We start from the raw sequence: 14,694 nt of genomic DNA on the forward strand, positions 1-14,694 counted from the left end.
ATTTTCTTGTTTTTATAGTTGTGATCCAGACTCTGGTTGAACAGTTTGTTCTTCTACTTTCTCTGGTTCTACTTCAGCAATAGTGCTGTTAAGAGGCGTTTCCGTTAATTCGGGATCCCACGCTCTTTTTCCAAATACTTCTTCTAAATCTTCTCTAAAAATAACTTCTTTTTCTAAAAGCTTATTAGCCAAAGCGGTTAATTTATCCTGATTTTCAGATAATATTTGAATTGCTCTGTTATACTGATTTTCTACAATTTCTTTAATTTCTTCGTCAATAATTTCGGCTGTTTTCTCAGAATATGGTTTTGAGAACGCATATTCGTTTTGACCCGAACTATCATAATACGAAACGTGCCCAATCTTGTCGCTCAAACCGTAGATGGTAACCATTGCATTAGCTTGTTTATACGCTCGTTCAAGGTCATTTTGAGCTCCTGTAGAGTAGTTTCCCAAAGCTACTTGTTCTGCAGCACGGCCACCAAGTAAAGAACACATTTCGTCCAACATTTGTTCTGTTGTCGTAATTTGTCTTTCTTCTGGAAGATACCAAGCTGCTCCTAATGAACGACCTCTAGGAACAATCGTTACTTTTAATAATGGCGCTGCATGTTCTGTTAACCAAGAAACGGTTGCATGACCTGCTTCGTGGAAAGCAATTCTTTTCTTCTCCGAAGGCTTTATTGCTTTGTTTTTCTTTTCAAGACCTCCAATGATTCTATCAACTGCATCCAAGAAATCTTGTTTTGTTACGGATTCGTGACTGTTTCTAGCAGCGATTAAAGCCGCTTCGTTACAAAGATTTGCAATGTCAGCCCCGCTAAATCCTGGCGTTTGTTTTGCTAAAAAGTCTCTATCAACTCCTTCGTCCAATTTAATTTTTTTCAAATGAACATCGAAGATTTGTCTTCTTTCGTGCAATTCTGGAAGATCCACATAAATTGATCTATCGAAACGTCCAGCTCTTAACAAGGCTTTATCTAAAATATCAGCTCTGTTGGTTGCGGCCATGATAATAACGTTCGTATCGGTGCCAAAACCATCCATTTCCGTAAGAAGTTGGTTTAGCGTGTTTTCACGTTCGTCGTTTCCACCCGTAATATTTTTTCCACCACGAGCTCTACCAATGGCATCAATCTCATCAATGAAGATAATGGCTGGTGATTTTGCTTTCGCCTGAGCGAATAAATCTCGTACTCTTGAAGCCCCAACTCCCACAAACATTTCCACAAAATCAGAACCTGAAAGCGAGAAAAACGGCACTTGAGCTTCGCCAGCAACGGCTTTTGCCAATAATGTTTTACCTGTTCCTGGAGGGCCAACTAATAACACTCCTTTCGGGATTTTACCACCTAACTTGGTGTATTTTTCTGAGTTTTTCAAGAAATCAACAACTTCTTGAACTTCCTCTTTTGCACCTTCTAGACCTGCAACATCTTTAAATGTTACGTTAATTTTTTCCTTCTCGTCAAATAGTTTTGCTCTTGATTTTCCAATTGAGAAAATTTGCCCCCCAGGACCGCCGCCGCTTCCCATTTTTCTAAACAAGAAGAAATAGAACAAGCCTAAAACAGCAACCCAAATGAATATGGTGATTAGCATTTCCGAAAGTGGATTTTTACCCATGGTAAAGTCCATAGACGTTGCTAACTTTGGATTTTCCTGCTTTAGCTGATTGTAGCGTTCTTGGAAATATTTCAAATCTCCGTAGGTAAATGAAAAATCTGGAGATTGTTTCGCGCTCAACCCTTCAAGAGGATTAGACGATTCACTTTTTTTAACGAGTTCTTTTTTTGCTGCAGCCGTTAAAAAAACATCTGCATTGTAGGTATCTCGATATACCACAACTTTCTGTACTTTTCCTTGTTTTACCAGCTGATAAAACTCGTCTTCACCGATGTTTTTTCCTTCACTTGAACCTAAAAGAGGTTGCATGAAGAAAAATAACAATGCTACGATAACGATTGGGAAAAACCAGTTAAAACCTTTATTGTTCATTCTTTTTTTTACTTACTGAATGCGCTTGGCGCTTTTCGGATTAGTTAATATCTTCGATTACAGTGATTTTTGCATCACCCCAAAGCTCTTCAATATCATAGAACTCACGAGTTTCTTTTTGGAAGATATGCACAACAACAGAAACGTAATCCATTAAAACCCACAAAGAGTTTTCGGCACCTTCTACATGCCAAGGACGATCCTGAATCTCGTTACGCACTTTTTTCTCGATGTTTCCTGCGATAGATGACACCTGCGTGTTGGAGTTACCACTGCAAATAATAAATGTTTCGGCTACAGAGTTTTCAATACCTCCAAGGTCAAAAATCTTAATATTTTCTCCTTTAGTATCTTGTATAGCGTCTACGATAGTGTCAATTAATAATTGTTTTTCTGTACTTTTACTCATTCAAAATTAGTATAACTGCAAATTTATTGTTTTTTATTGGTTTTTACGATAGGTTTTGGCCACTCAACTCTTAAAGTTTCTTAAATGTACCCACTTGTTTTTCAAAATGAAAGTACTTCTACTAATGATGACGTATTAAAACACCTAAATACTTTAAATTCTGGTTTGGGTTTGTACACCTTCAACCAAACAAATGGTCGCGGGCAATACGGAAACCAATGGCGAATTGCAAAAAACCAAAATCTTGCTTATACATTAGCCTTACGCGAAGATGTTTTCCCTATCAAAGATATTTTGATCAATTTTTGTACCGCGAGTACGGTGCGTACTTTTCTTGCCAATTTGACCCAAAATGAGGTTTTTGTGAAATGGCCGAACGACCTTATCATTCACCGAAAAAAAGTAGGCGGAATTTTAATTGAAAAGAAAAAATGGAATTCGGATTTCTATTGGATTATTGGAATTGGAATTAATGTTTTGCAAAATGATTTTGGTGAACTATCCAAGGCTGGCTCGTTGTTAAGCCAAACTGGAGTGGAAATTAATCTAACAGAATTTGCCGAAACGCTGCACGAAAATTTAATTCAAGGATTGCAAAGTATTGATGAAAATCGTGTTTTAGAAACCTACAATCAACACCTTTTTAATCGGAAATCGGTTGCTCTTTTCGAAATTAATGGGACACGACAAAATGGCATCATTCAACAAGTCGATGAAAACGGTTTTCTTTGGGTTGATTTAGAACAGGACGGTCTGCAGAAGTTCTTCTACAAAGAAATTCAGATGCATTATTGATTCGCTCTGCGCCAATACAATAAAAAAGCAATTGGAGTAAAAATAATATTTGGGAGCCACATCGCTACCAAAGGTGTTAATGTGTTGTTTTCGGAAACCACTTTCAAGGCTTCAAATGAGAAAACGAAAGCAAAAGCTAGTGCAATCCCGATTGCTAAGTTAATTCCAATTCCACCACGTTTTTTTTCGGAAGCCAACGACAACGCCAACATCGAAAGAATAATAATGGAAACAGGCATTGCTGTACGCGCATAAAGCTCGTTTTCAAAGGAATTCAAGTTTTTATTTCCTTTGGCTTTTTCTTGTTCTATTAACTTTAAAAGTTCAGGCGTAGTTTTCGTTTGACCGAGTAATTCGTCTGGGAAAAGTTCTTCTGGTGGATGACCGTAATTCAGCGTTTTCTCGTCACCACTTTCAATGATTTCAACATGTTTTTTGGTGGCTTTTTTCTCCAGATAACTGTTGATTACAAACACTTTTTTCTTTTCATCCCAACGAATGTCACTTGACAAAACTTGATGAATCAACTTTTGTTTTTTGTCAAATTTTTGATATTTAAAACTCGAACCACGCTTTTCCGCTCGATTGTATGAATTAATGAAAATGTATTCTGTCGGTGAAAGCTTTGTCGCAATCTGAACGCTTCCAGTAATTTCTTCTTTTTTCGTCGAGTTAAAGGTATATGGCTCTAATTTCGTCTTCTGAATGTTCGCCCAAGGAAGCGCAAAATGGTTGATTCCCAGTGCTAAAAGAGCGATAATCGAAGATGAAATAAGATAGGGTTTTGCAAAACGATGAAAACTCGCGCCACTACTGATAATCGCAACAATTTCGGTATTGTTTGCCATTCGGGAAGTAAAGAAAATCACCGAAATGAAAACCAAAATCGACATAAAGGTGATGATGAGATACACCATCCAATATGGATAATAATTGATTAGGAAATAGCTGACTTCGAATCCGTTGCTTTCAATTCTTGGTGCTTTTTGCTGTACATCAATTACAACAACAATGATCGACAATAGCAAGAGCATGAAACCGAGGGTTCCAAAAAACTTCTTGATAATATAACGATCAATAATTTTCATAAAAAACTAGAGTCTTTGCTTTAAAACAGGGATTACGCTTTCTTTCCACTCGTAGAAATCGCCAGCCAAAATATGTTTTCTAGCCGTTCTCACCAAATCCAAATAGAAAGCTAAGTTATGAATAGATGCAATTTGTTTTGCTAAATATTCTTTAGCGACAAAAAGGTGACGAACATACGCTCTCGAATATTCATGATCTACGAAGCTTGTTCCGAATTCGTCTAAAGGCGAAAAATCACTTTCCCACTTTTTGTTTTTCATATTGATAACGCCTTGCCAAGTGAAAAGCATGGCATTTCGTGCGTTACGCGTTGGCATCACACAGTCCATCATATCAATTCCAAGACCAATACTTTCTAAAATATTCCAAGGTGTTCCCACGCCCATTAAATATCTTGGTTTGTCAACGGGTAAAATGTCCGTTACTTCATCGGTAATTCGATACATTTCTTCTTCAGGTTCACCAACGGAAAGTCCACCAATGGCGTTTCCTTGTGCGTTTTGTTCGCTGATAAACTCTGCCGAAGCTTTTCGTAAATCCGAATATGTAGACCCTTGAACGATGGGGAACAAACGTTGTTTGTGATCGTAGATCTCTGGATTTTCATCACACCAATTGATGCATCTTTTCAACCAACGATGTGTCATTTCCATAGACTCTTTCGCTTGGTTGTAGTCGCATGGATAGGGTGTACATTCGTCAAAGGCCATAAAAATATCACCACCAATTTGTCTTTGGATTTCCATCGATTTTTCTGGTGAAATAAAATGATAACTTCCGTCGATGTGGGATTTGAATTTAGCTCCTTCTTCTGTTAATTTACGAGATTTTGAAAGTGAAAAAACTTGATAGCCTCCAGAATCGGTTAAAATTGGACGATCCCAATTCATGAATTTATGCAAACCACCCGCAGCTTGCATGATGTCCATTTTAGGACGAAGATAAAGGTGGTACGTATTTCCTAAAATAATTTGCGCGTTGATATCTTCACGCAATTCCCTTTGGTGCACGGTTTTTACCGACGCTACCGTTCCCACAGGCATGAAAATAGGTGTTTCAATGGTTCCGTGGTCGGTTGTGATGATTCCGGCTCTTGCTTTTCCGGTTGTTTTTTGTTTTATTTCAAAGAATGGAGTATTCATTTTATCTTTCTGCTGCAGTTTCCAGACTTGGGATTTTATTTTTTTCTAATTTTTCTTTAATGAATTTCTTTGCTTCCGGATTTCGATCCATTAAATTTTCTTGAGCCTTATTGTAGATACGCTCTAGTTTTTGAGGTTTGGATGTGTAATAGGTATAACTTTCTGTAAACGCTTTTCCCGAAACTTTATATTGGCTCAAAATATATTTTGAACTTTCTTCCATACTTCCTTTTTGGTTTAATGCGCCTAATTGATCATTGATGGCAAATTCGGCAATAAGTTTCGCCATCGTGTCTTCATCAACAAGATTTTGAGGCTTATTCACTAAATCTGAACACGAAACAACAAGTGCAAAAGACAAAAAAAGAAGTACTTTTCTCATAATTTTCCAATTAAGGCTTTCCATCGAAGGTTGATAATTCCGATGATCGCTTCACCAATGATTCCGCCATTCATTTTGCTTTCGCCAAGAAGACGATTGGTGAATATGATGGGAACTTCTACAATTTTCAGACCTTTTTTAAAGACGCGGTATTTCATTTCCACTTGGAAACCGTAGCCTTTTAATTTCACTCGATCTAGACCAATTTTACGCAACGTTTCACTTTTGAAACAAGCAAAACCAGCCGTGGTGTCATCCACTGGAATACCTAAAATAAAGCGAACGTATTTTGATGCAAAATAGGAAAGCAAAACTCTTCCCATTGGCCAATTCACAACGTTTACGCCCTGCGAATATCGAGAACCAACGGCCATATCAGCGTTTTGTTTTTCGCAAGCTTCGTAAAGACGAATTAAATCTTTAGGATTATGCGAAAAGTCGGCATCCATTTCGAAAATATAGTCATACTGATTTTCAAGTGCCCATTTAAAACCATGGATATACGCTTTTCCAAGTCCGTCTTTTATTTTTCGAATCGTTAAATGCAAAAAAGCGGGAAACTCGGTTTGTAATTTTCGAACAATATCAGCCGTGCCGTCTGGCGAAGAATCGTCAACTACCAAAATATGAAAACCTTCTTCCAAAGAAAAAACAGCCCGTATAATGGCTTCTACGTTTTCCTTTTCATTGTAGGTAGGTATAATGACGAGTTTTTTCATATATTTTTTCGAACTGCAAAGATAATCTAATTATTTGCATTTTTTCACGTTAAAATATTCTATAATTTTGCAAAAAATTATACTTTGATTAGGTTCGTTGAAAACCAAGACTGGGTCGCTATTAGTCTTTTTGTTTGTATTGTAGCGTTGGTATTAAGTTTTTTATCACTTAATCGCGAAGCGACTATTCGCGAATATCTTACGCAAAAAACGGAGGATGCGTCCAACGTTTTTCTATCGTGGGTGGTGGTTTCTGTGGTGTATTGCTGGCTGCTTTCGGTTCTGTTATCGCAATTTGTCCCGATTCTTCCTAAACCCGTTGAGAAGTTGAGTTTATTTGGATATTCATTAAATAAGATAGGTTATACTTCTTTAATTGTCGGTGGTTTTTATTTGATAAAAACGTCGCTTACATTTTTGTTTTTCTCATCTGTCAATCAAGTAAAGCGTTTTAACAATCTGTTTTTCACGGCTTCACGATTTTATTTTGTGCTGAGTTTAGTGCTTATGGTGTTGGTTTTTCTAAATTATTATTTTCTTAGTGAAAAATCGAATTTATTGTATTATTTGCTTGTTTTTCTAGGAATAGTTTTACTTTTCAAGTTATTTCTTTATTTGTTTAGTAAAAATAAAACAATGCCCAAAGAATGGTATTATAAATTTTTGTATATTTGCACGCTTCAAATAATACCAATTTTGGCTATTTGGAAACTGTTGTTTTATATATAAAAATTAGTGATGAAAATTAAATCTATTTTGGTATCTCAACCCGCTCCTAATGAATCGTCTCCCTATCTGGAGATGGCCAAAAAAGAAAAGATAAAAATAGATTTTCGGCCATTTATCCATGTTGAAGGAGTTGATGCAAAGGAATTAAGAACGCAGAAAATTGATCTTACCCAATTTACGGGTGTCATCTTTACAAGTAAAAATGCGATCGATCATTATTTCCGTCTAGCGGAGGAAATGCGCTTTCAAGTGCCGGATACCATGCGTTACATTTGCCAATCGGAGGCAATTGCTAACTATCTTCAAAAACATATTGTTTACAGAAAAAGAAAGATCAGTTTTGGTGAAAAAACGTTTTCAGATTTGGCTCCTATTTTCAAAAAATATCCAAACGAGAAATATTTATTGCCGTCATCTGATGTGTTGAGTCCAGATATTACTAGAACGCTAGATGCTTCTAAAGTAGAGTGGACAAGAGCAATTATGTACAAAACTGTATGTTCGGATTTGAGTGATATCAGCATCAAAGATTATGAAATGCTGGTGTTTTTCAGCCCACAAGGTATTAAATCGTTATTGTTGAATTTTAAAGATTTCAAACAAGACGATACGAAAATTGCGGTTTTTGGAACAACGACTCAGAATGCAGCTGAAGAAGCAAAATTGAGAGTAGATATCATGGCTCCGTCAAAAGAAACTCCTTCTATGACAATGGCTATCGAGAAATACATTCGCAACTTATCTAAGTAAGAGAAAACAAAAAATACATTTAGAAAACCGTCTTTTCCTCTCGGATAAGATGGTTTTTTATTAAAAAAATAAATTTTAGCTCATGAAGCTAGCTCCTAAAGCAAAAAAACAAGAACATCTTCTTGTAAAACATAACGATACGCGAATCGACCCATATTATTGGATGAACGAGCGTGAAAATCCGGAGGTTGTTGCCTATTTGGAAGAAGAAAATGCGTACACCGATGCCATGATGAAAGACACCGAGGACTTGCAGAATTTTCTTTTTGAAGAAATGAAAGCTCGTTATAAAAAGGATGATCAATCATTGCCGTATTTTTTTAATGGATATTGGTATATCGTAAAATATGAAGAAGGGAAGGAATATCCATTGTTTTTTCGAAAACCAGAATCGTTGGATAATGCAGAAGAACTGATTTTGGATGTTAATATTTTAGCTGAAGGAAAATCGTTTTTCGAGGTTGGAAGTGTATCTACGAGCGTTAATAACGAATTGGCTTGTTTTTCTTCCGATGAACAAGGACGCCGAATTTATACATTGAATTTTAAAAACATCGCAACAGGTGATGTTTTAAAAGATCAAATAGAAAATACTACCGGAAAAGTGGTTTGGGCAAACGATAATCAGCATGTTTTTTACATCAGAAAAGACGAGTCGTTACGTGCATTTCAAGTATATCGTCATCAAATGGGAACCGATTCTTCGGAGGATGTTTTGATTTTTCATGAGGAAGACGAATCATTTGATGTTAATGTTTACAAATCGAAATCCTTAGATTATATTTTTATTTCGTCCTCGAGTACCATTTCGGATGAGCACCGTTTTATTCCGTCGTCTGATATTCATGCAGAATGGACGATTCTTCAACCGCGTGAAGAAGATTTAGAATATGCGGTGGAGCATTATCAAGACGAATTTTACATTATTACTAATGAAGGTGAAGCTACGAATTTTAAAATCGTAACCGCAAAAGTTAACCAATGTTCGAAAGAATACTGGAAGGAACTAATTCCGCATCGTGAAGAGGTTTTATTGGAAGGTTTTGAAATTTTTAAAAACTATTTGGTGATTGAAGAGCGCGAACGTGGTTTGCTGCAAATTCGAATCATCGATACCATTTCCGACGAAGAACACGAAATTCCATTCCACGATCCAACATATACAGCATATATTGGGTTGAATTTAGAATTTGACACCGATAAATTACGTTTTGGATATTCTTCATTAACGACGCCAAGTACGACGTTTGAGTATGATATGAATAGCAAAACAACGACTGTTTTAAAACAACAAGAGGTTCTTGGAGGAAAGTTTGTTTCAGAAAACTATATTTCCGAACGGATTTGGGCGCCGTCTCGCGATGGAGTTGAGCATGTTCCGATTTCGTTGGTGTATCATAAAGACACGCCGAAAAATAGCGACACCCCTTTATTGTTGTACGGATATGGAAGTTATGGACATACCGTGGATGCGAGTTTTTCAAGCTTGAGATTGTCACTTTTGGATCGCGGATTTATATACGCAATTGCACATATCCGTGGTGGTGAATATTTAGGCCGTGATTGGTATGAAGATGGTAAAATGTTGGATAAAAAAAATACATTCTACGATTTTATTGATGCCGGAGCGTTTTTGGTTCAACAAAAATATACATCGGAAAAGCATTTATATGCGATGGGCGGAAGCGCTGGAGGTTTACTCGTTGGCGCTGTAATGAATATGGAACCAAGTCTTTTCAATGGAATTATCTCACAAGTTCCGTTTGTAGATGTGGTGACAACAATGTTGGACGAAACGATTCCTCTAACGACGGGAGAATACGATGAGTGGGGGAATCCCAATGATGAAGAATATTATCAGTATATGAAATCTTATTCGCCATACGATAATGTGGAGGCGAAAGACTATCCTAATTTATTGGTAACAACGGGATTTCATGATTCGCAAGTGCAGTATTGGGAACCAGCAAAATGGGTGGCAAGATTGCGAGATTTGAAAACAGATTCTAATCTTTTACTTTTTAAAACAGATATGAGTTCGGGACATGGTGGCGCTAGCGGACGCTTTGAAAGTTTGAAGGAAGACGCTTTAGAATATGCATTTTTACTAAAATTAGAAGGAAAAAATAACGAGATATGATTACAGAAGGAGAACTTTGGACGGAAGTAGAACATTTTTTTCAAGAACGATTTGATACCGAAAAAAACGTCAGCATAGAGACAATTTTGTTTTTAATTGGTGTTCAAGAATTGGGTAGCGGAAGTCAAGATTATACAAAAGACGATAAAGTAAATTTAATTCATATCGCTGTTTGTCGATTGCTGGAGCCATTTGGGTACTACAAGTTTACGCATTATGATGAGGGTGGCTTTCCGCATTTTGAAGAGCTTGAAGAACTTCCGGAATTAAAACCCAACGAACAATCGGTTTTAATGAAAAAAGCAGTGATTCATTATTTTATTGATGAAATGCTTTTTCCAGAAGCGATTTTAAATCAATTGGATTGATAAAAATTTGTTAAAATTCCAAATTTTAATATAAAAGACGCAATTTTTTGTGTCTTTTTTTGTTTTAATATTCTTAAATGCATTAATTTTAACATTTGAAACAGAAAATATGTTATGAATAAAAGGTTTATTCCTATTATTTCCTTTTTAATGTCGGTGTCCCTGATCATTTTCGTCACTTTGCAGATTAAGTGGCTGAAAGAATATTATGGTGCTCTAGATCAGGATTTTTCCAATAAGGTAAGCACGGCTTTAGACGAGTCGGTGAAGAAAATATCAGAAGCTGAGGTTTACAAATATTTAAACGAAGACTATAAAAACTTCGGAAAAACGGTTGTGGCAAATAGTAAACAACCTACTTTAACGACGATTCAGCAGAAAGAAGATTCCGCTTCGCAGAGCGTGATCTCGTATCATAAAAGTATTCTACAAAATCAAGATGTTCCTATTTCCAATCAAGGCGATAGCTTAATCCGTACGAAAATGTATACGGATGAAGGTTTGCTGAAGATTAAAGGCGGTGGTTTAACACCAGAAATTTTAACCAGCGATCTCAATTCAACTTTAGGTTCTGGAGAATATCAAATGAAGGAATTTGTACGTGTGAATGCAACCAATCTCCCCATAGAAAAACGAGTTGACAAAAAAACGATAGAATCCATCCTTGCGCAAGAATTGAAAGCCAATGGTGTTGATACGCGTTTTGGTTTTGGAGTGTTTGATAAGCACAATAAAATAACTTCGATAACGACGGAGGCTTACAAGGAGAATAAGGATAATTTCAACTATAAACACGCTTTGTTTTCGGACGGAGAAGATAAAACGTTGTTTTCACTAGCCGTGGTTTTTCCAAGAAAAAACACGTCGCTTTTCAAAGATAATCTTCCAATGCTTTTGGGAACATTCCTTTCGTTGCTTACGATTTTAGGAATTTACATCGTTTCCATTAATTACATGATGAAGCAAAAGAAAATTGCTGATGTTAAGACGGATTTCATCAACAATATGTCGCATGAGTTTAAGACCCCTTTAGCTACGATTTCGGTGGCGACGGATTCATTGGCAAATGATCTTATCGCAACAAATCCAGATAAAGTAAAATACTATTCTCAGCTCATCAAACAAGAGAATTTGAGAATGAAAAAGCAAGTGGAAAACGTTCTGAATATGTCGAAATTGGAACGTAACGAAGTGGAATTGTTTTTGAAGGAAACCAACGTTCGAGAAATGATAAACAAGATTTCAGAATCTTTCCAACTCATCGTGAATGAAAGAAAAGGAACATTAACAAAAGAATTTACAGCGAGTAAATACAATTTCAAATTGGATGAATTCCATATTTCGAATGCCTTGGTGAATCTTTTGGATAACGCCAATAAGTATTCGCCAGAAACGCCAGAAATTCTTATTAAAACTTCGAATGAAGGAAATTGGTACGTGATTCAGGTTTCCGATAAGGGAATGGGCTTGGATACGGAAAATAAAGGTCGAATTTTCGAAAAGTTCTTCCGTGAAGAAACCGGAAATATCCATAATGTAAAAGGACAAGGATTGGGACTATCCTATGTAAAACGAATTATCGAGCTACATAAAGGTCAGATAAGTGTGGATTCGTCTAAAGGAAATGGATCGGTGTTTACCGTAAAACTTCCGATGAATCTTTAAAGAACAAAATTAAAAATCAAAAAATATGAGCAATAGAATCTTACTAGTAGAAGACGACCAAAGTTTTGGAGCGGTTTTAAAAGATTACTTAACCATTAATAACTTTGAAGTAACCTTGGCTACAGATGGTGAACAAGGATTAAAAGAGTTTACAGAAAACGAATTTGACATTTGTATTTTCGACGTGATGATGCCTAAAAAAGATGGTTTTTCTTTGGCTGAAGACGTGAAAAAAATGGATAAAAACACGCCAATTATCTTCTTAACAGCAAGAAATATGCGTGAAGATATTTTGAAAGGATATCAAATTGGGGCAGATGATTATATTACAAAACCTTTTGATACGGAGCTTTTGTTGTACAAAATTAAAGCGATTCTTCAACGTAGTGCAACGCTTGAAAATGAAGATCAAGAGCAGTTCAAAATCAGTAATATCTATTTTGATTCTATGCTTAGACAATTGAAAGTAGGGGATAATGAGTACAAACTTTCACCAAAAGAAAATGAATTGTTGAAACTTCTTTGCCTTCACAGAAACGATTTTATGCCTAGAGATCTTGCTTTGCGCAAAATTTGGAAAAAAGAAAACTACTTTACAGCAAGAAGTATGGACGTTTATATTGCGAAATTGAGAAAGCTATTGAAAGACGATGAAGGTTTAGAAATCATCAACGTACATGGAGAAGGTTTCCGTTTATTGGTGAAAAACTAATTTTTTTTGAATTTTAAAACCCATTTTTGATGAGCTTTAAATACATCGCACCTTTAGCCATTTCATTATTTGTGGTATCGTGTGCAAAGAAAGATCAATCGGCAACGATTTTGGAGAATGAAACTGCTGTTTCTGATTCTGGAAAGGTAGCAACTACTGATTCAACAATTTCAGTTGCGAATCCATCGGTAGTAACGGCTCCTTCGGGAGCAACACCAAATGCTGCCCTTGCAGGAATGAATCCCGAGCATGGGCTTCCAGGACACCGTTGTGATATTCCGGTAGGAGCACCATTGAACAGTGCGCCGGCACAACAACCTGTTCAGCAACCAGCACCACAAGTTATTCAACAACCTCAAGTTATTCCTCAGCAAACAGAAGCTACTACAGTGACAGCGCCAGGAATGAACCCACCGCATGGAGAACCGGGACACCGTTGTGATATCCCTGAGGGATCGCCTTTGAGCTAATTTATTTAGATAAAACCATCGGGGTGATAAAATCGTTTGATTGATTTCCTCGAGCAGGAGAATATTCCCTTCCATAGAAGATGATTTGCAGATGCAATCTGTTCCATCGTTCTTTAGGGAATATTTTTTTTGCATCATTCTCAACCTGAACCACATTTTTTCCCTCGGAAAGTTTCCATTGTTTCATCAATCGGTGGATGTGTGTATCTACAGGAAATGCAGGGTGACCAAAAGCTTGACTCATCACTACAGAAGCAGTTTTGTGACCTACGCCAGGAAGTTCTTCCATCAATTCAAAAGATTCAGGAACCTCACCTTGATGCTTGTCCAAAAGCATTTGAGCCATTCCTTTTAAATTTTTAGCCTTTTGATTCGCGAGGCCAATTTCTTTGATGTACTCTTTAATTTCGGCAACTTCCATCGCTGCCATTTTTTCGGGAGTATCAGCTACTTCGAATAAAGCAGGCGTTTTTTCATTCACTTTTTTATCCGTGGTTTGTGCAGACAAGGCCACAGCAACTAAAAGCGTAAACGGATCTTTATGATTTAAAGGGACGGGAATCACGGGATACAATCGTTCTAATTCGTCCATCACAATTTGCGCTCTTTGTTTCTTGGTCATTTTAATGCTAAATTTGTGTAAAAATACGAAATATGCTAGAAGTAGGAGATCAACTTCCCGAGTTTGAAGGACTTAATCAGGACGGAAAAATAATAAAATCGGAAACGTTGAAAGGGAAGAAATTGGTGGTGTTTTTTTATCCAAAAGCAAGTACGCCGGGTTGTACTGCGGAAGTATGCAACATTCGAGATAATTTTTCAGTTCTGAAGAAAAAAGGGTTTCGGGTTATTGGCGCAAGTGCTGATTCGGTGAAACGTCAGAAAAATTTTCATACCAAAAATGAGTTGAATTACGATTTGATTTCTGACGAATCGCATGATATCATTGATAAATTTGGCGTATGGCAGCTGAAGAAGTTTATGGGTAGGGAATTTATGGGAATTGTAAGAACAACGTTTATTTTTGATGAAAACGGTGTTTGTAGCGAAGTGATTTCGAAAGTAAAAACCAAAGATCACGCCGCCCAAATATTAGAATAAAAAAAGCCCGATAATTCGGGCTTTTTTGTATTTCGATTTGCGAAGAATTATTTTTTAGCTTCTTCTACAGATACTTTTCTGAATTCTTTGAATAGTTTGCTTAACTCTAAAGCTGCTTTTCTAGCTCTTGTTCCAGCTGCTTTGTTTCCTTTTTCAGCTTGAGCGTTTGCTTCTGAACTAAATGTTTCAAATTCTGCGTTGATTTTTTCGATTAATTCTTTCATT

General features: G+C 36.6%; 16 protein-coding genes and 1 pseudogene. 9 read left to right on the forward strand and 8 right to left on the reverse strand.

Annotated elements, in window-relative coordinates:
• Positions 1–12: 12 nt before the first annotated feature.
• Together ftsH and rsfS are read right to left on the reverse strand one after the other, a co-directional pair.
• Positions 13–1,998 (reverse strand): ATP-dependent zinc metalloprotease FtsH, encoded by a 1,986-nt coding sequence (gene ftsH, locus AC5XHR_RS08200; RefSeq protein ID WP_495950289.1) that lies wholly within the window; start codon positions 1,996–1,998, stop codon positions 13–15.
• A 40-nt stretch (positions 1,999–2,038) separates the two neighbouring features.
• Positions 2,039–2,407, reverse strand: coding sequence for a ribosome silencing factor (gene rsfS / locus AC5XHR_RS08205; protein WP_495950290.1), 369 nt, complete (start codon positions 2,405–2,407; stop codon positions 2,039–2,041).
• A gap of 84 nt (positions 2,408–2,491) precedes the next feature.
• On the opposite strand from rsfS, the gene AC5XHR_RS08210 reads away from it, so the two are divergent.
• Positions 2,492–3,202, forward strand: coding sequence for a biotin--[acetyl-CoA-carboxylase] ligase (locus AC5XHR_RS08210; protein ID WP_495950291.1), 711 nt, complete (start codon positions 2,492–2,494; stop codon positions 3,200–3,202).
• Here the strand turns inward: AC5XHR_RS08210 and AC5XHR_RS08215 are convergent.
• The 4 genes from AC5XHR_RS08215 to AC5XHR_RS08230 are packed head-to-tail and all read right to left on the reverse strand — an operon-like array spanning position 3,196 to position 6,534.
• Positions 3,196–4,290 (reverse strand): LptF/LptG family permease, encoded by a 1,095-nt coding sequence (locus AC5XHR_RS08215; RefSeq protein ID WP_495950292.1) that lies wholly within the window; start codon positions 4,288–4,290, stop codon positions 3,196–3,198. The genes AC5XHR_RS08210 and AC5XHR_RS08215 overlap by 7 nt on opposite strands.
• A 6-nt stretch (positions 4,291–4,296) precedes the next feature.
• The gene (gene tgt / locus AC5XHR_RS08220; RefSeq protein WP_495950293.1) at positions 4,297–5,433 is read right to left on the reverse strand and encodes a tRNA guanosine(34) transglycosylase Tgt; all 1,137 of its coding nucleotides are present in this window, start codon (positions 5,431–5,433) and stop codon (positions 4,297–4,299) included.
• A 1-nt stretch (position 5,434) separates the two neighbouring features.
• Positions 5,435–5,815 carry a DUF4296 domain-containing protein gene (locus tag AC5XHR_RS08225; RefSeq protein WP_495950294.1) on the reverse strand — a complete coding sequence of 127 codons (381 nt, stop codon included), beginning with the start codon at positions 5,813–5,815 and terminating at the stop codon, positions 5,435–5,437.
• Entirely contained in the window at positions 5,812–6,534 is a 723-nt protein-coding gene (locus AC5XHR_RS08230) for a polyprenol monophosphomannose synthase (RefSeq protein ID WP_495950295.1), read from the reverse strand. The genes AC5XHR_RS08225 and AC5XHR_RS08230 overlap by 4 nt, the downstream gene beginning before the upstream one ends.
• 84 nt (positions 6,535–6,618) lie before the next feature.
• On the opposite strand from AC5XHR_RS08230, the gene AC5XHR_RS08235 reads away from it, so the two are divergent.
• The 7 genes and pseudogenes from AC5XHR_RS08235 to AC5XHR_RS08265 form a co-directional block, all read left to right on the forward strand.
• Positions 6,619–7,263, forward strand: a complete 645-nt coding sequence (locus AC5XHR_RS08235) for a DUF4271 domain-containing protein (protein WP_495950296.1) — start codon at positions 6,619–6,621, stop codon at positions 7,261–7,263.
• A gap of 9 nt (positions 7,264–7,272) precedes the next feature.
• The gene (locus AC5XHR_RS08240) at positions 7,273–8,013 is read left to right on the forward strand and encodes a uroporphyrinogen-III synthase (protein ID WP_495950297.1); all 741 of its coding nucleotides are present in this window, start codon (positions 7,273–7,275) and stop codon (positions 8,011–8,013) included.
• An 82-nt stretch (positions 8,014–8,095) separates the two neighbouring features.
• Positions 8,096–10,153, forward strand: coding sequence for a S9 family peptidase (locus AC5XHR_RS08245; RefSeq protein WP_495950298.1), 2,058 nt, complete (start codon positions 8,096–8,098; stop codon positions 10,151–10,153).
• Positions 10,150–10,521 carry a hypothetical protein gene (locus AC5XHR_RS08250; protein ID WP_495950299.1) on the forward strand — a complete coding sequence of 124 codons (372 nt, stop codon included), beginning with the start codon at positions 10,150–10,152 and terminating at the stop codon, positions 10,519–10,521. Before AC5XHR_RS08245 ends, AC5XHR_RS08250 begins: the two co-directional genes overlap by 4 nt.
• A gap of 114 nt (positions 10,522–10,635) precedes the next feature.
• Entirely contained in the window at positions 10,636–12,186 is a 1,551-nt protein-coding gene (locus AC5XHR_RS08255; protein WP_495950300.1) for a sensor histidine kinase, read from the forward strand.
• Between the two features lie 25 nt (positions 12,187–12,211).
• On the forward strand, positions 12,212–12,898 hold the full coding sequence (locus AC5XHR_RS08260) for a response regulator transcription factor (RefSeq protein WP_495950301.1): 687 nt from the start codon (positions 12,212–12,214) through the stop codon (positions 12,896–12,898).
• Between the two features lie 236 nt (positions 12,899–13,134).
• A pseudogene (locus AC5XHR_RS08265) lies at positions 13,135–13,368 on the forward strand (hypothetical protein); the annotation flags it as partial.
• 1 nt (position 13,369) lies between these two features.
• Here the strand turns inward: AC5XHR_RS08265 and nth are convergent.
• Positions 13,370–13,990, reverse strand: a complete 621-nt coding sequence (gene nth / locus AC5XHR_RS08270; protein ID WP_495950302.1) for an endonuclease III — start codon at positions 13,988–13,990, stop codon at positions 13,370–13,372.
• A 32-nt stretch (positions 13,991–14,022) separates the two neighbouring features.
• On the opposite strand from nth, the gene bcp reads away from it, so the two are divergent.
• Positions 14,023–14,469 (forward strand): thioredoxin-dependent thiol peroxidase, encoded by a 447-nt coding sequence (bcp, locus tag AC5XHR_RS08275; RefSeq protein ID WP_495950303.1) that lies wholly within the window; start codon positions 14,023–14,025, stop codon positions 14,467–14,469.
• Positions 14,470–14,516: 47 nt separating this feature from the next.
• Here bcp and AC5XHR_RS08280 read toward each other — a convergent pair whose 3' ends face one another.
• The gene (locus tag AC5XHR_RS08280; RefSeq protein WP_495950304.1) at positions 14,517–14,693 is read right to left on the reverse strand and encodes a BF3379 family histone-like protein; all 177 of its coding nucleotides are present in this window, start codon (positions 14,691–14,693) and stop codon (positions 14,517–14,519) included.
• Between the last annotated feature and the right edge of the window lies 1 nt (position 14,694).

Source organism: Kaistella sp. CFF1-2 (assembly GCF_059509915.1).